16 protein-coding genes and 1 pseudogene are annotated in these 16,664 nt (G+C 72.3%); 12 read left to right on the forward strand and 5 right to left on the reverse strand.

Going from position 1 to position 16,664, the window contains the following annotated elements:
* The first annotated feature begins 110 nt into the window (after positions 1-110).
* Positions 111-953: an SCO4651 family lipoprotein gene (locus ABNF97_RS31605; RefSeq protein WP_130460710.1), complete on the forward strand. Its 843-nt coding sequence runs from the start codon at positions 111-113 to the stop codon at positions 951-953.
* Positions 954-1,090: 137 nt separating this feature from the next.
* On the opposite strand, the gene imuA' is transcribed toward ABNF97_RS31605, so the two are convergent.
* The 3 genes from imuA' to ABNF97_RS31620 all read right to left on the reverse strand — a co-directional run bounded on the left by imuA' (position 1,091) and on the right by ABNF97_RS31620 (position 4,499).
* Complete coding sequence (imuA', locus tag ABNF97_RS31610) at positions 1,091-1,810, reverse strand: DnaE2-dependent mutagenesis accessory factor ImuA' (protein WP_349340754.1); 720 nt, start codon at positions 1,808-1,810, stop codon at positions 1,091-1,093.
* A gap of 26 nt (positions 1,811-1,836) precedes the next feature.
* Entirely contained in the window at positions 1,837-2,286 is a 450-nt protein-coding gene (locus ABNF97_RS31615) for an SAV_6107 family HEPN domain-containing protein (protein ID WP_130460711.1), read from the reverse strand.
* A gap of 554 nt (positions 2,287-2,840) precedes the next feature.
* The gene (locus ABNF97_RS31620; protein WP_349340755.1) at positions 2,841-4,499 is read right to left on the reverse strand and encodes an RICIN domain-containing protein; all 1,659 of its coding nucleotides are present in this window, start codon (positions 4,497-4,499) and stop codon (positions 2,841-2,843) included.
* Between the two features lie 298 nt (positions 4,500-4,797).
* Between ABNF97_RS31620 and ABNF97_RS31625 the strand changes: the two genes are divergently transcribed.
* Positions 4,798-5,769, forward strand: a complete 972-nt coding sequence (locus tag ABNF97_RS31625) for an EamA family transporter (protein WP_207230389.1) — start codon at positions 4,798-4,800, stop codon at positions 5,767-5,769.
* Between the two features lie 304 nt (positions 5,770-6,073).
* On the opposite strand, the gene ABNF97_RS31630 is transcribed toward ABNF97_RS31625, so the two are convergent.
* Entirely contained in the window at positions 6,074-6,760 is a 687-nt protein-coding gene (locus tag ABNF97_RS31630) for a cation diffusion facilitator family transporter (protein WP_502930579.1), read from the reverse strand.
* Positions 6,761-6,859: 99 nt separating this feature from the next.
* Between ABNF97_RS31630 and ABNF97_RS31635 the strand changes: the two genes are divergently transcribed.
* The 10 genes from ABNF97_RS31635 to ABNF97_RS31680 all read left to right on the forward strand — a co-directional run bounded on the left by ABNF97_RS31635 (position 6,860) and on the right by ABNF97_RS31680 (position 15,573).
* Positions 6,860-7,348 (forward strand): YbaK/EbsC family protein, encoded by a 489-nt coding sequence (locus tag ABNF97_RS31635; RefSeq protein ID WP_130460713.1) that lies wholly within the window; start codon positions 6,860-6,862, stop codon positions 7,346-7,348.
* The gene (locus ABNF97_RS31640) at positions 7,345-8,205 is read left to right on the forward strand and encodes a monooxygenase (RefSeq protein ID WP_502930578.1); all 861 of its coding nucleotides are present in this window, start codon (positions 7,345-7,347) and stop codon (positions 8,203-8,205) included. The genes ABNF97_RS31635 and ABNF97_RS31640 overlap by 4 nt, the downstream gene beginning before the upstream one ends.
* A gap of 16 nt (positions 8,206-8,221) precedes the next feature.
* Positions 8,222-8,773: a GNAT family N-acetyltransferase gene (locus ABNF97_RS31645; RefSeq protein ID WP_130460714.1), complete on the forward strand. Its 552-nt coding sequence runs from the start codon at positions 8,222-8,224 to the stop codon at positions 8,771-8,773.
* Positions 8,770-9,591: a carotenoid biosynthesis protein gene (locus tag ABNF97_RS31650; RefSeq protein ID WP_349340757.1), complete on the forward strand. Its 822-nt coding sequence runs from the start codon at positions 8,770-8,772 to the stop codon at positions 9,589-9,591. The genes ABNF97_RS31645 and ABNF97_RS31650 overlap by 4 nt, the downstream gene beginning before the upstream one ends.
* Positions 9,588-10,724: a glycosyltransferase family 2 protein gene (locus tag ABNF97_RS31655; protein ID WP_349340758.1), complete on the forward strand. Its 1,137-nt coding sequence runs from the start codon at positions 9,588-9,590 to the stop codon at positions 10,722-10,724. Before ABNF97_RS31650 ends, ABNF97_RS31655 begins: the two co-directional genes overlap by 4 nt.
* Before the next feature lie 105 nt (positions 10,725-10,829).
* The gene (locus tag ABNF97_RS31660; RefSeq protein ID WP_349340759.1) at positions 10,830-11,411 is read left to right on the forward strand and encodes an IS607 family transposase; all 582 of its coding nucleotides are present in this window, start codon (positions 10,830-10,832) and stop codon (positions 11,409-11,411) included.
* The gene (gene tnpB, locus ABNF97_RS31665; protein ID WP_349340760.1) at positions 11,408-12,787 is read left to right on the forward strand and encodes an IS607 family element RNA-guided endonuclease TnpB; all 1,380 of its coding nucleotides are present in this window, start codon (positions 11,408-11,410) and stop codon (positions 12,785-12,787) included. The genes ABNF97_RS31660 and tnpB overlap by 4 nt, the downstream gene beginning before the upstream one ends.
* A gap of 8 nt (positions 12,788-12,795) precedes the next feature.
* Positions 12,796-14,325 (forward strand): phytoene desaturase family protein, encoded by a 1,530-nt coding sequence (locus tag ABNF97_RS31670; protein WP_349340761.1) that lies wholly within the window; start codon positions 12,796-12,798, stop codon positions 14,323-14,325.
* 93 nt (positions 14,326-14,418) lie between these two features.
* On the forward strand, positions 14,419-14,829 hold the full coding sequence (locus ABNF97_RS31675) for a VOC family protein (RefSeq protein WP_349340762.1): 411 nt from the start codon (positions 14,419-14,421) through the stop codon (positions 14,827-14,829).
* 135 nt (positions 14,830-14,964) lie between these two features.
* Positions 14,965-15,573 carry a glyoxalase gene (locus ABNF97_RS31680; protein ID WP_349340763.1) on the forward strand — a complete coding sequence of 203 codons (609 nt, stop codon included), beginning with the start codon at positions 14,965-14,967 and terminating at the stop codon, positions 15,571-15,573.
* Positions 15,574-15,953: 380 nt separating this feature from the next.
* On the opposite strand, the pseudogene ABNF97_RS31685 reads toward ABNF97_RS31680, so the two are convergent.
* Positions 15,954-16,634 (reverse strand): annotated as a pseudogene (locus tag ABNF97_RS31685) (CDP-alcohol phosphatidyltransferase family protein); the annotation flags it as partial.
* Positions 16,635-16,664: the final 30 nt, after the last annotated feature.

The following is a 16,664-nucleotide window of genomic DNA, read 5'->3' on the forward strand; positions in this document are numbered from 1 at the left end:
CACCCGCCCACCCCGCCACCGCACGAGCCCGCCACCATGGGGTTGCCCAGGTGAGGTACTGTGTCGCCCGTTCTTGGGGGAGTCCCACCATTTCGGGGAAAGGCTGTCACTTGTCACGTTGGAAGAACGCCGCGGTCCTCACCGTCTCCGCGCTCACGGCCCTGGCGTTGACCGCTTGCGGCTCGGGCACGGAAACGCCCGGCGAGTCGAAGCAGCCGAGCGTACTGGAGCAGCTCGCCAGCGACCTCAAGGGTTCGCTGCAGAAGGTCGTCGACAAGACCGGCACGACCAGTTCCGTGACCATGACCATGAAGGGCACCGCGGCCGGCGAGAAGGTCGAGATGCAGGGGGCTCTGGACCTGCGCGACCCGGTCAAGGCAGAGATGACGATGAAGGGTCCCGACGGCGACCCGATGACCATGCGGATGATCGGTGCCGTCATCTACGTCGAGGTGCCCGAGGCGGACCGCGCGGACATGGACGGGAAGCGCTGGATCAAGATGGATCTGAGCGCCGCCAGTGCCCAGACGGGTATGGACTTCGCCCAGCAGCTCAAGGACGTCGACCCCACCAAGCAGGTCAAGACCCTGTTGGCGATCGAGGGGACCACCGTCGTCGGCGAGGAGACCCTGAACGGGGTGCCTACGGTCCACTACACCGTCACGGCCCCGCTGGCGTCCTACCTCGGGCAGCTCGACGCCGACGCACGCAAGGCGGTCGAGCAGGAGCTGGCCAAGAACGGCATCAAGGAAGTCAAGATCGACCTCTGGGTCGACGAGGAGTACCTGCCGCGTCGGGCTCACATGGTGATGGGCACGATGACCGACATGGAGATCGACTACACCGACTACGGCAAGCCGGTGAACATCGACACTCCGGCCGACTCGGAGACCGCTGACCTCGGCGAGATGCTGAAGGATCTGAAGGGCCTGGAGGGCCTGCCCACCGGCTGAGCCCGGTCGCCCGGACTTCCGGCCGCGTTCCGCCCGCCCGCTCGCACCGACGGGCGGGCGGAACACTACGGGGTTCCGACGCACAGCGGTCACCGCGCCCGGACGCCGCGCAGCGGTCACTCGGACGCAGACAGCGGTCACGCCCGGACGACGGTGAGCGCGCTTCGCCGCGCGGTGGACCTGACCGGGGTCGGAACCGGTGCCGCCGGCCCCGTCCGCCGGTCACCCGGGAGCCACACCCGGATCTCCTTGGGACGTACCGCCGCGCCACGGCCCCGGGCCGAGATGGTCACCTCCCGTCGCCGCAACCTGCCACGCCCCTGCTCCAGTCCCTCCCACCGGCCGCGCAGCACCTGGAGGGTGAGATCGGCCCCGGTCCAGCGGCCGTACGGCACGAAGACGCTGCCGCGCTGCCGGGCCCGGGCGGCGAGCCGGTCTGCGACCGAGGCGGAGACCGTGCCGGGTACCACCGCGACCACGACGTCAACTCCGTCGATCAGGGCGGCGACCACGGTCGCCCACTCCGGGCCGGGATGGGGGACGAGGGCGAGCCGGTCCAACGCGATGCCGAGTTCGGCGGCGGCGACCGCGCCGAGCGTGGGCATCCCCACCACGGCACACCAGGCTCCGCCCCGAGAAGCCTCGACGAGCAGCGCCAGCATCAGCGAGGTGCCACCGCTGGCGCCGGGACGACCGACCGCCACGGTGCTGCCGCGCCGTAGCCCGCGCTGAGGTAACAGCCCGGCCAGTTCCGACAGCACCGGCAGAGTCCGGTGCGGATCGGTCGTCGCCGGGCCGCTCGCCGGTCGCACCAGCCCGGCCAGGGCGGTGGAACCGAGCACCATCCGCCCCGCCATCGTGCCTGCCCCCCGTCGGTGTTACCTCAGGCGGCCATGCCGTCGAGCGCCGGCTGGTGCGCCACCCCGAGCGCCACCTCGATCACCGCGACGAACTGCTCGGCCGCGCGAAGCAGGTCGTCGGCCTCCCGGGCGCTCACCACCCGGGGGATGCCCGCCTCGGCGGCGGCCCGCTTGGTGGCACCGGTGGCGAAGTAGTTGGCCCACTCCCCCAACTCCGGGGCGACGACCACGAGCAGCGCCCAGACGCTGGTGACCCGGTTTCGGCGGGTGGGCGCGGGACGCGCCCGGGCGGCGAGCATCGCCGCGGCGGCCCGCAACGCGGCCAGGTGCGCGGCGGCGTACCGCAGGCCGTCGGGGCGGGTCTCGGCGGCCTCCGCCAACCCCATCCGGGCGATCGTCAGTAGTTGGGCCGGGGTGCGGTGCGGCAGCACGTGCGACGGCACCGTCGGCGCCTGAGCCTGGCTGGTCGGCATGGGACTGTCTCCTCCGCGTCAACCCGTTCACCGCGTCACCGTGCCGGCCGGGCGACGGCGCTGGTCGGGTGCCAGCGCGGCGGCCGTGGGCGACGCACCACGTCGAACTAGCCGGCTGCGGAGGAAGACGCACCGGTGTGTAGCCGGCCGGATGTGGACGCTTCCCCACACCACACCCGGCCGGCCGAACCGGCGGGTTCGTCGTCCGCCGCCCGGGGGGCGGGGGGGGCGGACGACGATCCTGCCTTGGTGGGTCCGGACTCGCGGATCCGGATCCGTGCGGCCCGCGAAACCGCACCTCGGGGGTTACGCCGCGAACGCCACCCCCGGCGTCAGTCCGAGCGCCCGACCGGCGGTCCGACTCGCATCGAACGTCAGCCAGCCGAACCATCAGTCAGCTGAACATCCAGCCAGCCGAACTGGCAGCCAATCAACTGGCAGCCAATCAACTGGCAGCCAATCGAACACTCGTTCTAACTACTGGAGAGAGTACACCCCGACACCGACAAAAACGCAAGCGAACGCGATCCGTCGGCGCGGTCGTCGGGTACGGGTCAGCACCAGGTCAGCGTGGAGTTGTTCCGGGTGACGTTCCGGATCACGTTGTTGGCGCCACCGCACGGGCTCTGCCGGATGTTGGTGTTGGTCACCGTCAGGTTCTGCAGGGTGATGTTCGAGGAGAGCGGGAACTCGCTGCGCGCCGCGATCCGGACCTCGCCGCCGCCGGTCACCGTGCCGGACTGCCCGGCGATGGTGACGTTGTAGCAGTTCTCGATCAGGATCGAGTTGTTGCCGGTGTTCGAGATGGTCACCCGGTCGATCACCGCGCCGCCGCTCTCCGAGACGCAGAAGATGCCACGCCCGCCACCCCGGGCGATCACGTTGCCGACCCGGATGTTCGTCGGGTAGCTGCTGCCCACCCGGCCGTTGCGGTTGGCCATCCGGAAGGCCGCGTACCCGGTGCCGGCGCCGGCGTTGTCCGCGTCGACCGTACCGATGGTGGCGTTGATGGTGTCGTTGAGCAACAGACCGGACTCGCCGACGCTGCGCGCGGTGACGGTGCCGACGGTCAGCCCGTCCACCCCGTACGTCTCGACGCCCTGGCTGCTGGTGCCCTGCACGTACACGTTGTCGATCCGGATGTTGCGCACCTTCACCGCCCGGTCGCCCCCGTGGTTGTCGATCCGCACCCCGAGGCCGCTGCTCAGCCGCATGTCGATCTGGCCCAGCGTCAGGTTGTTCACGTTGCGCATGAAGATGCCGTAGAGCGGCGACCCGGTCAGGTTGAGGTGCTGCACCTCGATGTCGGTGGCGCCCCGGGCGTACACCGGGGCCTGGTCGCCGGAGCCGGAGCCGGTCACGTTGATCGTGCCGCAGACGTCCAGGATCGTGTAGCTCGGCAGGGAGATCCGGGAGTTGGCGCTCACCGAACCCGACCCCCGGACGACCACCCGCTGCTTCGAGGTACGCCCCGACGACAGGCTGTTCACCGCGGCCTGCACCGCGGACCGCATGTCGCTGCCGGTGTAGACCGTGCTGCCGCCGTTGCGGGCGGTCCAGGTGCCGCCGCTCAGCACCGCCTCGGCGTTGAACGAGCCGCTGCCGCAGTCGCCGCTGCCGCCGCCGTCCCCACCGCCGGAACCGATCCGGATCATCTGCCACTGCTGGTTGTAGCCGTTCAGGTCCTGGTACTGGGCGATGATCCCACCGTCGGCGGTGGACCACTCCCAGACGTCCAGCACCTTGCCGCTGTGCCGGCTGATCAGGCGCACGTACCCGCCGTCGGAGTCCGCGACCCCGAAGTGCTGGCGGGTGGTGCCGTTGTCGGAGTTCTGGATCAGCTGGGTACCGTCGGAGGCGTTCGGCATCTCCAGGAACTTGCCGCTGTGCCGCGACCTGATCTTGTAGTAGCCGCTGCCCGCGTCGACGAACTGCCACTGCTGCTGGTTGCCGTCGTTGCGGGCCCACTGCACGATCGGCGCACCGTCGTTGGTGGCGAAGTTGTAGAGGTCGAGCGCCTTGCCGCTGTGCCGGGAGACGAGGACGTAGTGGGCGCTGGTGTCGATGGTGGCGGCGGCCGCGGGCGGCAGCCCGACCGCTGTGCCGGCGCCGGCCAGCACGGTCGTGAGCGCCAGCACCAGGCCGGCTCGCCAGCCGCGTCGTCGCGACCCGCGGCCGGGCGGTCTCCGGTCGGTGGTGGTGGTGAGCGTCATTGGTCCTCCTGAGCTGGGGAACGGTGTGCCGGGAAGGCCCGGTGCCGGGCGACGGGCCGGAGGGCTCGCCAGGACAACCGCCGGAGCCGGTGCGCCGAGACGGCACACCGACGGGACAGGGCCGGAACGGAAAGGCCTTTCCCGACGTCGGCAACGTATCGAATCGTTTCAATCAAGTCAACGCCATCGATGAATCGGGCCTCCGGACCGGATCCTTCCGCGCGCGGCGTCGGGGAGTCGGCGAGGTAATGACCAAAAGCGATTCAGCTCCTGACCGACGGCCGGTTACCCTCTCCCGGTGACGACTCGCAGACCCGCCCTCGGCGTGCTCATGGTGCTCACGTCCGGCGCCCTGTTCGCCGTCAACGGCACCGTCTCCAAGCTCGTGCTCCGGGCCGGCATCGAGGCCACACAGCTCACCCTGATCCGGGCCGCCGGCGCGTTCGTCGGACTGCTCGCGCTGAGCCTGCTGCTCCGGCCCGGCGCCCGCCGGCTCCGGATCACCGCGAGGCAACTGCCGCTGCTGGTCGCCTACGGCCTGACCGGGTTCTTCCTGACCCCGATGCTCTACTTCGTCGCCATCTCCCGGCTGCCGGTCGGCATCGCGCTGCTGTTCGAGTACACCGCTCCGCTGCTGGTCGCGCTCTGGGCCCGGTTCGGCCAGCACCAGCGGGTACGCCCCCGGCTCTGGGTCGGGCTGGCGTTCGGCCTCGCCGGCCTGGCCTGTGTCGCCGAGATCTGGGGAGAACTCAAACTCGACGGACTCGGCATACTCGCCGGCCTCGGTGCCGCCGTAATGCTGGCCAGCTACTACCTGATCGGCGCCCGGGGCGTACAGCGGCACGAGACGCTTCCCCTGACCACCTGGGCGTTCGGCGCCGCGGCCGTGGCCGGGCTGCTCACCCGGGCGGTCACCGACGGCACCGATGGCTGGGCGCCGCTGCGCGAAACCAGCGGCGGCGTGCCGGTCGCGCTGCTCTGCGGGTACGTCGTCCTGCTCGGCTCGATCCTGCCCTTCCTGCTGGTGGCCGGCGCGTTGCGGCACCTGCCGGCGACCAGTGTCAGCATCGTCGGCATGGTCGAGCCGGTGCTGGCCGCCGCGGTCGCCTGGGTCGCGCTCGGTGCCGGCGAGGCGCTCAACGCCGCCCAGCTCGGCGGCGGCCTGCTGGTACTGGTCGGCGTCGCCCTCGCCGAGACGGCCCGGATCGCCGAGTCGCCGGCCCGGATCCCACCCCTTCCCGCCTCCGGCGTGGTCGCCGCACCCCGCTGACCGGGCTCCCCGGCCGGCCGGCGCCGTCCCCGGTCGGGTGAGCCCGGTGCCGCTGCGGGATCTGTTCACGATCCTCGCCGACGGAGGGCTGCTGACGCTGACGGTCCAGGTCGTCGGCAACCTGCTGGTCTTCGCGGCGCTGGGGTACCTCGCCCCGCTACGGTTCGCGGCGCTGGCGTCGGTGTCCCGGATCCTGATGCTCGCGGCGGGCTGCCCGGTCCTGGTCGAGGCCGCGCAGTACGTCCTGCGGCCGCCGCGATCATCGCGGGTTCCCGTCCTGGGGCATGCAGCACGCGTCGGTGCGCTATGGTCCACGGTCGCACCCGTCGGGCTCGCCGTCCGGACCGGTGGGGATGGCGCAGTCGTCGCAGTGCTCGCCGCGCCATGCTTCGACGCCCTCGCGGACGGCGACGGCGGCGATGACCAGGCCGGCGACCGGGTCGGCCCAGGACCAGCCGACCAGCGCGTTGAGGACGAGCCCGCCGAGCAGGATCGCGGACAGGTAGGTGCAGAGCAGGGTCTGGGTGGAGTCGGCGATCACGGTGGCGGAGCCGAGTTCCCGGCCGGTGCGCCGTTTGGCCCAGACCAGGATCGGCATCACGACCACCGAGACGGCCGCGATGCCGATCCCGACCGGGGACGGCTCGGCTTCGCCCTGGCCGAGCAGGGATCGGATGGCGTCGACGCCGATCCACGCGGCGAGGGCGAAGAACGAGAGGGCGATCAGCCGCAGCGCCATCCGTTCCCGGGCTTCGGGGACGCGGGAGCGGAACTGCCAGATCACGACCAGGGCCGAGGAAACCTCGATGAAGGAGTCCAGGCCGAAGCCGATCAGTGCCGTGGAGGAGGCCGCAGCGCCGGCTGCGACGGCGACGACGCCCTCGAGCAGGTTGTATCCGGCGGTGGCGTAGGCCAGGTGCAGGCTGCGCCGGTTGAGCCGTACCCGTCGGCCCGGGGTCAGGGTCGTGGCCACCCGGTCACCTGCGCGCATCATTCATCGCCATAACGCGATGATAACCCCGTTAGGCGATGCATGTCGGGCGGGCGACCTCGGCGCGCCACTCCCGGCCGGGCAGGCAAGATAGAGCCCATGCAGCCACATCCGAACGTGCGGGCGGTGCAGGACGCACTGGACAACGCGGGCGGACGCGACGGCTCGGGCGCGCCCAGCCAGGTTCGGGTCCTGCCCGAGGCGGTGCACACCGCCGCGGCCGCGGCGGCGGCCCTCGGGGTCGAGGTGGGCCAGATCGCCAACTCGCTGATCTTCGACGCGGGTGGCGAGCCCCTGCTGGTGCTCACCTCGGGGGCGCACCGGGTGGACACCGCCCGGGTCGCCGCCGATCTCGGGCTGCCCGCGCTGCGCCGGGCCGCCCCGGAGTTCGTCCGGGAGCGCACCGGCCAGCCGATCGGCGGCGTCGCCCCGCTCGGCCACCCGAAGCCGATCCGCACCCTGGTCGACACCGCGCTCGCCGGCTACCCGGAGATCTGGGCGGCCGGCGGCGTGCCCCGGGCCGTCTTCCCGACCACCTTCGCCGAACTGCTGCGGATCACCGCCGGCAGCCCCGCCGAGGTGGCGTGAGCAGTCCCGACCGTGGCACGACCGGACGCGCCGCGTCCGGGCCCCCCGGCGAACCGACCCCGGTACCGCTGGTCACCCTGCACGTCTGGCGGGTGCCGCCGCGCGCCCTGCCCCGGGCGCTGACCCGGATGGCCGTCGACCGGCGTCGGCTGTGGGCGGTTCCCGGCGTACGCTTCGGCAAACTGCTCGGCACCGGGACGGGCACCGGATTCGGACCCACCGACGCCGACCCGACCCGCTGGGCCGCCCTGATCGTCTGGGCCGATCCGGAGCGGGCCACCGCATTCGACGAGAGCCGGGTGGGCCGGGCCTGGCGGAGGATCGCCAGGACCGGCGTCCGCCTCGACCTGCGACCACTGACCAGCCGGGGCCGATGGTCCGGAGTAGAGCCGTTCGGCGCCCCGGCCCGGCCCAACGGGAATGACACACCGGCGGGCAGCGCACCAGGGGACGGCACGGCGGTGGACGGTACCGCGGTGGACGGTACCGCGGGCCGGCCGGTGCTGGCGCTCACCCGGGCCCGGCTGCGACCGCTGCGGGCCGGCACCTTCTGGCGGGCCGTCCCGCCCGTCGCCGCCGCGCTGCGGGACGCCCCCGGCCTACTGGCCCGGTTCGGCATCGGCGAGGCACCGCTCGGCTGGCAGGGCACGGTCAGCGTGTGGCGGAACGCGACGGACCTGCGTCAGTTCGCGTACCGTTCCCCGGAGCACCGCACGGCTATCACCCGTACGCCCCAGCAGCGCTGGTACGCCGAGGAACTGTTCGCGCGGTTCGAGGTACGGAATCTCGCCGGCGACCCGGCGGTACTCGGCTGGGTCGGGTCCGGCGACGCCCCGGAGCCGGCACCGGCCAGGTAGTGAGGAGCGGACGACGATGAGGCTGGTGCCGTGGAAGCCGGATGATCTCGCCCGCCGGCTCGACGAGGTGATGGCGGTCTACGGCGAGGCGATGGGGTACCGGGCCGAGTTGCTGGAGGCCCGGCGCGGCTACATCGCGACCCACGTACGCCGGCCGGGGTTCCGGGCCGTCGCCAGCCTCAGCACCAACGGTCACCTGGTCGGCTTCGGCTACGGCTACCTTTCCGCTCCCGGACAGTGGTGGCACGACCAGGTCTCCAGCGCGCTGTCCGGTGACGCCCGCAAGACCTGGTTCGCGGACTGCTTCGAGGTGGTCGAGCTGCACGTCCGTCCCGCCGCCCAGGGGCACCAGCTCGGCGCCCGTCAGCTCCGCGCCCTGCTCGGGATGGCCGGGGGCAGCACCACGCTGCTCTCCACCCCGGAGGCGGACGAGCGGACCTCGCGGGCCTGGCGGCTCTACCGGCGGTTCGGTTTCGTGGACGTGCTCCGGGACTTCCACTTCCCCGGCGACGAGCGAGCCTTCGCGGTGCTCGGCCGGGAGCTGCCACTGCCCCCGCCGGAGCGATGACCGCGGCGGAGGTCCGGGCCGCTCGGCCGAGCTGGCTGCTGCTCGGCGTACTGGTGCTGGCCCAGATCGGCTATCCGCTGACCGGGGGCACCGACCGGGCCCGGCTGACCGTCGTCACGGTCTGCCTCGGCTTCCTGCTCTCGGTGAGCCACGCCCTGCTCACCCGGGGTCTCCGCGCGGCCGCCGGGCTGGTGCTGGTCACCACCGGCGGCGGGCTGGCGGTCGAGGCGCTCGGCGTGGCCACCGGCGTGCCGTTCGGCGGGTACGCCTACTCCGGCCAGCTGGGTCCGATGCTGGTCGGGGTACCGCTGGTGATCCCGCTGGCCTGGACCTGGATGGCCTGGCCGGCCTGGCTCGCCGCGGTCCGGCTGACCCGGCCCGGGGCGGGACGGATCGCCCTGGCCGCGCTGGGGCTGGCCGGCTGGGACCTGTTCCTCGACCCGCAGATGGTCGCCGAGGGCTACTGGAGCTGGCGGGACCCGGATCCGGCCCTGCCCGGGGTGCCGGACGTCCCGGTCAGCAACTACCTCGGCTGGCTGCTCTTCGCCGTGCTCCTGATGGCGCTGCTCGGGCCGGTCGCCGGCCGGGCCGCCGGGCTCGCCGCCGCCGGGGACGCCCCGATGTACGCCCTCTACCTCTGGACCTACGCCGGCAGCGTCCTCGCGCACGCGGTCTTCCTCGGCCTGCCCGCGTCGGCCGGCTGGGGCGGGTTGGTCATGGCGGTCGTCGCCGGCCCGCTCGCCTGGAAGGAAGGGGCCCTTCTACAGAAAACGACAAGAAGGGGCCCCTCCTTACACACGGACCGGTCGGCTGAATGAGTGGGACGCTGGTCGGCTGGGCAGTCGTGGTGGTCATCGGCCTGCTGACCGTGCACGCCTGGCTCAACGCCACCCGCTGGCTGCGCCGTCCCCCGCCCGGCCCGGTCAGCACCGAGGAGCCGGTCGCGGTGCTGCTACCGGTACGCGACGAGGCGGCCCGGGTCGGGCGGTGCCTGCGGGCGCTGCTCGCCCAGCGGGGCGTACCCGAGCTGGAGATCGTGGTGCTCGACGACGGTTCGACCGACGGCACCGCCGAGGTGGTCCGGACGGTCGCGGCCGGGGATCCCCGGGTACGCCTGCTCGACGGCGCGCCGCCGCCGCCGGGCTGGCTCGGCAAGCCGTACGCCTGCCAGCAGCTCGCCGAGCGGGCCGGGCCGGCGGCCCGGGTACTGGTCTTCGTGGACGCCGACGTGACGCTCGGCCCGTACGCGGTCGCCGCCGCCGTACACACGCTCCGGTCGGCGGAGGCGGTGCTGCTCTCCCCGTACCCCCGGATCGTCGCCGGCTCGCCGGGTGAGCGGCTGGTCCAGCCGCTGTTGCAGTGGCTCTGGCTGACCTTCCTGCCGCTGGCGGCGATGGAGCGCTCGCCCCGGCCGAGCCTGGCCGCCGCCGGTGGCCAGTTCCTGGTGCTGGACCGGGCCGGCTACCGGCGGGCCGGTGGGCACGCGGCGGTCCGGGACCGGATCCTGGAGGACATCGAGTTGGCCCGGGCGGTGAAGCGGTCCGGCGGGCGGATCGCGCTCGCCGACGGCTCCCGGCTCGCCGAGTGCCGGATGTACGGCTCCTGGTCGGAGCTGCGGGACGGCTACACCAAGTCGCTCTGGGCCGCGTTCGGGTCGCCGGCCGGCGCCACCGCCGTCGTGCTCCTGCTGCTCCTGCTGTACGCCGTGCCGCCGCTGCTCGCCGTCGGCGCGGCGCTGGGCGACGCGCCGGGGGTCGCCCTGGCGGCGCTGCTCGGCTATCTGCTCGGGGTACTCGGACGCCTGGTCAGCGCCCGGGCGACCGGCGGCCGGGGCTGGCCGGACGCGTTGGCACATCCGTTGTCGGTCGCGGTCCTCGGTTGGCTCACCATCCGGTCGTACCATCTGCGGAGGCGGGGGCGGCTCGTCTGGCGGGGTCGACCGGTGCGCTGATCCGTGCCGGGGACGGTCGTCGGTGCGCCGAGCCGGCGACGGGGGTTAGCAACTGCTGCCGGCGTAGGAGATCTTTAGCGCTCTCTAAGCTGCTAGAATGATCGTGTGAACTTGAAGGAATGGGCAGCGTCGACTGGTGTTGCGTACATCACCGCTCGGCGGCAGTACGCGGCCGGAACGCTGCCCGTTCCCACGTACCGGATCGGCCGCCTGATCATGGTGGGCGAGCCCGTCACCGGCAGCGCGCCAGACGCCGGGCAGGTCGTGGTCTACGCCCGAGTGTCATCGACCGACCAGAAGTCGGACCTGGATCGACAGGTCGCCCGGGTCACCGTGTGGGCCACTGGACAGAAGCTGTCCGTGGACCGGGTGGTGACCGAGGTGGGCTCGGCCCTCAACGGCCACCGAAAGAAGTTCCTTGCCCTGCTGCGTGACCCTAAGGTGACAACGATCGTGGTCGAGCACCGTGACCGGTTCGTCCGGTTCGGTGCCGAGTACGTCGAAGCCGCGTTGGCCGCGCAGGGCCGCCGTCTGCTGGTGGTCGATCCCGCCGAGGTCGACGACGACCTCGTGCGGGACGTGACGGAGATTCTGACGTCGCTGTGCGCCCGCCTGTACGGTCGCCGCGTCGCCGCGAACCGTGCTCGCCGTGCGGTCGAAGCGGCCACCGAGGGCGGGCCGGGGTGAAGGCGATCCAGGCGTACCGGTTCGCTCTTGACCTCACACCCGGTCAGGAGCGTGATGTGCTCGCGCACGCCGGGGCCGCGCGAGTCGCGCACAACTGGGCGCTGGCCCACGTCAAGGCAGTGATGGACCAACGGACGGCGGAACGTTCCTACGGGGTGCCAGACGAGTTGTTGACGCTGTCGCTGTCGTGGTCGCTCGCCGGTCTGCGTAAGGCATGGAACGCCGCGAAGCACGAGGCTGCCCCGTGGTGGCGGGAGTGTTCCAAAGAGGCGTTCAACACTGGTCTGGACGCGCTCGCCCGCGGACTCGGAAGCTGGTCGGACTCCCGTAGCGGGAAGCGTGCCGGACGGCCGGTCGGGTTCCCCCGATTCAAGTCCCGCCGCCGCACCACACCGAGCGTGCGGTTCACCACCGGCGCGATCCGTGTCGAGCCTGACCGCAAGCATGTGGTGCTGCCCCGGTTGGGCCGGTTGAAGCTGCACGAGTCGGCACGCAAGTTGGCCCGCCGCCTTGACAACGGCACCGCGCGGATCATGTCTGCCACGGTGCGGCGTGACGGCGGGCGGTGGCATGTGGCGTTCTGTGTCGTGATCGACCGCGTCGAACGGGTCCCGGCCCGGCCTGGTTCCGTGGTGGGTGTGGACGTCGGGGTGAAGTACCTGGCTGTGCTATCGACCGGTGAGATGGTCGACAACCCGCGTCACCTGCGCACCGCGCGGACCCGGCTGCGGCAGCTTGGCCGGGCGCTGTCGCGTAAGACAGGCCCTGACCGGCGCACCGGCCGACGTCCGTCAAAACGCTGGCAACGCGCGTCCGCCCGGCTGGGCCGCGCCCACGCCCGCGTGCGCAATCTGCGCCGCGACGGGCTGCACAAGCTGACCACCCGACTGGCCCGCGAGCATGCAACGGTCGTGGTGGAAGACCTGAACGTGGCGGGGATGCTACGCAACCGCAGGCTCGCCCGGCACATCACCGACGCCGGATTCGGTGAAATCCGCCGGCAGTTGGCGTACAAGACCGAATGGAGTGGTGGCCAACTGATCGTGGCCGACCGCTGGTACCCATCCAGCAAGACCTGCTCAGGCTGCGGCGCGGTGAAAACCAAGCTGGCCTTGTCCGAGCGTGAATACGCCTGCGAGGCGTGCGGCCTAGTCATCGACCGTGACCGCAACGCCTCGCTCAACCTCGCCGCCCTCGCCGCGGCGACCGCCGGGAGTGGCCCGGTGGCGGCACGTGGAGCCGACCGTAAGACCCGCGTACGCGGGCAGGTGGCTGTGAAGCGTGAACCCGGCACGACGCCAGTCGGTCAGACCGGGACCGTCCCCCCGCAAGGCGGGACTATCGATCGTGTGCTCACCAAGCACACTGAGAGGTAACGGCGTACGTGAGTCGGGTGGTCGTCATCGGCGCGGGCGTGGGCGGTTTGGCCGCCGCTGCCCGATTAGCGGCCCTCGGCCACGAGGTCGTCGTCTACGAGCGCTCCGATGTGGTCGGTGGCAAACTCGGTCGGTACGTCCGGGAGACGCCGCTCGGGACGTTCCGGTTCGACACCGGTCCCAGCCTGCTCACCCTGCCGCAGGTCTTCGCCGACCTGTTCGAGGCGACCGGCGCCAAACTCGACGAGTACGTCGACCTGACGCCACTGGACCCGATCGTCCGGCACGTCTTCGCACCCGTGGCCGGCAGCGGGTCGCGATCGCCCGTGGCCGGGATGGCGGGCCCGGGGGCGGTACTCGACTCATGTGCCGACCACGACATCTTCGCGGCCCGGATCGCCGAGCGGTTCGGCGCGGAGGCCGCCGACGACTGGCGCCGGCTGTGGCGCCGCGCCGGGCGGATCTGGACGGCCTCCTGGCGGGACGTGCTGCGCCGGCCCGTCGACTCTCCCCGGGACCTGGCGAGGCTGGCCTGGCGGCTGGGGGACCTGGCCGCGATCGCCCCCGGTCGGACGTTACGCGACCTGGGTCGGCGTCACCTGCGCGAACCACGGCTCCGGATGCTGCTGGACCGGTACGCCACCTACACCGGCGCCGATCCGCGCCGGGCGCCGGCCGCGCTCGCCGCGATCCCGTACGCCGAGCTGACCTTCGGTGGCTGGTACCCGCGCGGCGGGCTCGGCACCCTCGCCGACGCGCTGCTCTCCCGCTGCCTCGACCTGGGTGTGGTGGTGGCGACCGGCAGCACCGTCACCGGCATCGACGCGGCCGGAGGTCGGGTGCACGGGGTACGCCTGGCCGGTGCCGTCAGCCCGGTGCCGGCGGATGTGGTGGTGGCGAACACCGACGCGCTGACCCTCTACCGGGACCTGCTGCCGACCCCGGACCGGCTGGCCGGGCTGACCGACCGCAGCCTGGCCGGCTTCGTACTGCTGCTCGGGGTACGCGGCGACTCCGGCCTGGCCCACCACAACGTCTTCTTCCCGACCGACTACGACGCCGAGTTCGACGCGGTCTTCGGCGATCCCGGCCGGGGCGTACCGGCCCGCCCGGTGGCCGACCCGACGGTGTTCGTCAGCGTGCCCGACGATCCGCTGGTCCGACCGGCCGGGCACGAGGCATGGTTCGTGCTGGTCAACGCGCCCCGACAGGGAGGGACGCTGGGTGGGGTCGACTGGCGCCGGCCGGGGCTGGCGGACGCCTACGCCGACCGGGTTCTCGACGTGCTCGCCGAGCGCGGCGTGGACGTCCGCGACCGGCTGGTGTTCCGCGAACCGCGTACCCCGGACGATCTGGCCGGCGCGGCCGGCGCCCCCGGCGGGGCGATCCACGGCAGCGTCGGCGGGCTGCTGCGACCGGCCAACCGGGGCCCGTGCCGCGGCCTGTTCCTGGTCGGCGGCTCCACCCACCCCGGCGGCGGCCTGCCGATGGTGACCCTCTCGGCCCAGATCGTCGCGGGCGAGGTCGGCCCGGCCTGACCGGCCCGCTCCCCTGACCGGCCCGCTCCCCCGGCCGGGGTCGATCCGGATTCGCCAGGCCCAGGTCGATGAGGCGCGATTAGGGTGATCGCCATGGACCTCACCATCCACACGACCTTCCTTCCGCATGACGAGCCGGACGCCTCCGTGGCCTTCTGGCGTGACACCGTCGGCTTCGAAGTCCGCACCGACGTCGGAGAGGGGAAGATGCGCTGGATCACGGTCGGTCCCGCCGACCAGCCCGGCACGTCGATCCTGCTCGCGCCGCCGGCCGCCGACCCCGGCATCACCGACGACGAGCGCCGCACCATCACCGAGATGATGGCCAAGGGCACCTACGGCTGGATCACCCTGGCCACCGCCGACCTCGACGCCACCTTCGAGCGGCTGCGGGCCGGCGACGCCGAGATTGTCCAGGAGCCGACCGAGCAGCCGTACGGACTGCGCGACTGCGCCTTCCGCGATCCGGCCGGCAACCTGATCCGGATCCAGGAGGTCCGCTGAGGCGCCCGGCGACCGAGGTCCGGCGCGGACACTGGAGGTGACTCAGGGTAATCGTCCGTCGTACCGGGCGAGACGAATGGTCACTCGATCAGGATTCAAGAAGCGCGGCTCTCGGACCTCCATTAACGTGGCGCTATGGCTACCATCGAGTTCGTTACCATCGAGGTCACCGATCCTACGGTCGCCAAGCGGTTCTACACGGAAGCGCTCGGCCTGGAAGACCGGGTGCGCGTGCGCGCCTCGGAGGCACCGACGAGCGGCTTCCGCGGTTTCACGCTGTCACTCATCGTGTCCCAGCCGGCCACCGTCAACGGCATCGTCGACGCCGCTGTCGAGGCCGGCGGCACGGTGCTCAAGCCGGCCGCGAAGTCGCTGTGGGGCTACGGCGGCGTCGTGCAGGCCCCGGACGGCACGATCGTGACGCTCGCGTCCTCGTCGAAGAAGGACACCGGCCCGGCCACCCGACAGATCGACGACGTCGTGCTCCAGCTGGGCGTCGAGGACGTGGCCGCGAGCAAGCAGTTCTACGCCGACCACGGTTTCGTCGTGGCCAAGAGCTATGGCCGCAGGTACGTCGAGTTCGACACGGGCCCGGTGAAGCTGACGCTCTACAAGCGCCGCGCTCTCGCGAAGGTCGCCGGGGTCTCGCCGGACGGCACCGGGGCGCACCGGCTCGGGATCGGCACCGACGCCGGGTCCTTCACCGACCCGGACGGGTTCTCCTGGGAGGCAGCGTCACGCTGACCCGGGCGGCGGCGTCACGCTGATTGCCTCGGCGCTGATGCCCTCGGCGCCGTCGCGCTGATTCCGTCGGCTCCGTCCGAGTTCCGTCGACTCCGTCCGAGTTCCGTCGACTCCGTCCGAGTTCCGTCGACTCCGTCCGAGTTCCGTCGACTCCGTCCGAGGTTCCGGGGTCACGTCTCGGGCGGTTCGCGGCGGCTCAGTTCCACTCCGGTCGGCTCGCGGCGGGCCAGCTCCCGGCCGGGAGGACCGGTGCCGGTCGCCTCCTCCCCGACAGGCTGCCGGCCGGACGACTCCGCAGCCACCAGTCGCGGGTCGGCCGGTGGCTGCCCGCCCGGTCCGGCACCGCTCGGCCCCCGGGCGGGCGACTCCTTGCCGGTGTCCAGCGACCGGCGCACCGCCGAGAGCAGCTGGACCATGCCGAAGAAGCCGAGCAGTACCCAGATCGCGGTGGCCAGGGTGATCGTGCCGGCCGCCAGCCCCGGCATGATCAGGTGCGCTAGTCCGGCGATCGCCAGTCCGACCGCGGCCACGCTGACCCGGCTCGGCCGCTCCCCCACGGTGACGGTGCCGATCTCCTTCATCCCCGCCGAGACCGAACGGGCCCGGGTGTACTCGTGCAACCAGGAGAGCGCCCCGGCCGCCACCACCAGTACGCCGGGGGCGCCGACCAGCCAGAACGCGATCAGCCAGCAGACCTCACCGACCCGGTCGGCCAGCGAGTCGTAGACGTACCCGAGCCGGGTCGTCCGGCCGGTGACCACGGCTACCGCGCCGTCGATGCTGTCGGCCACGGCGGCGAGCAGCACGAATCCCGCCGCCAGGAGCGGCCCGACCGGCCCCGGCCGGGACTGGGCGACCGCCACCGGTGCGCAGACGCAGAGCAGCACCCCGAGCACCGTCACCGCGGTCGGCGACACGTGCAGCCGGGCGAGAACACAGCCCAGCACGTACGACATCCGCAGCCATCGACGCACCGACGTGGTGGCCATCCGGGGGTCGAAGCCGCCGTGCAGCCGCGCCCACTTGTTGGCGTACTCGTCCCACGTCAACCAGTTGCCCACGCTGGCTCAACCGCCGGACGGGGGCCCAGG

Origin of the sequence: Plantactinospora sp. B6F1 (genome assembly GCF_040120695.1) — a bacterium.
GTDB lineage: Bacteria > Actinomycetota > Actinomycetes > Mycobacteriales > Micromonosporaceae > Plantactinospora.

Coding starts and splice junctions, on each gene's coding strand:
- ABNF97_RS31675 (WP_349340762.1), top strand. CDS start 14,419: ATGGACCTCACCATCCACACGACCTTCCTTCCGCATGACGAGCCGGAC.
- ABNF97_RS31630 (WP_502930579.1), bottom strand. CDS start 6,760: ATGCGCGCAGGTGACCGGGTGGCCACGACCCTGACCCCGGGCCGACGG.
- ABNF97_RS31655 (WP_349340758.1), top strand. CDS start 9,588: ATGAGTGGGACGCTGGTCGGCTGGGCAGTCGTGGTGGTCATCGGCCTG.
- imuA' (WP_349340754.1), bottom strand. CDS start 1,810: ATGGCGGGGCGGATGGTGCTCGGTTCCACCGCCCTGGCCGGGCTGGTG.
- ABNF97_RS31615 (WP_130460711.1), bottom strand. CDS start 2,286: ATGCCGACCAGCCAGGCTCAGGCGCCGACGGTGCCGTCGCACGTGCTG.
- ABNF97_RS31650 (WP_349340757.1), top strand. CDS start 8,770: ATGACCGCGGCGGAGGTCCGGGCCGCTCGGCCGAGCTGGCTGCTGCTC.
- ABNF97_RS31635 (WP_130460713.1), top strand. CDS start 6,860: ATGCAGCCACATCCGAACGTGCGGGCGGTGCAGGACGCACTGGACAAC.
- ABNF97_RS31680 (WP_349340763.1), top strand. CDS start 14,965: ATGGCTACCATCGAGTTCGTTACCATCGAGGTCACCGATCCTACGGTC.
- ABNF97_RS31620 (WP_349340755.1), bottom strand. CDS start 4,499: ATGACGCTCACCACCACCACCGACCGGAGACCGCCCGGCCGCGGGTCG.
- ABNF97_RS31645 (WP_130460714.1), top strand. CDS start 8,222: ATGAGGCTGGTGCCGTGGAAGCCGGATGATCTCGCCCGCCGGCTCGAC.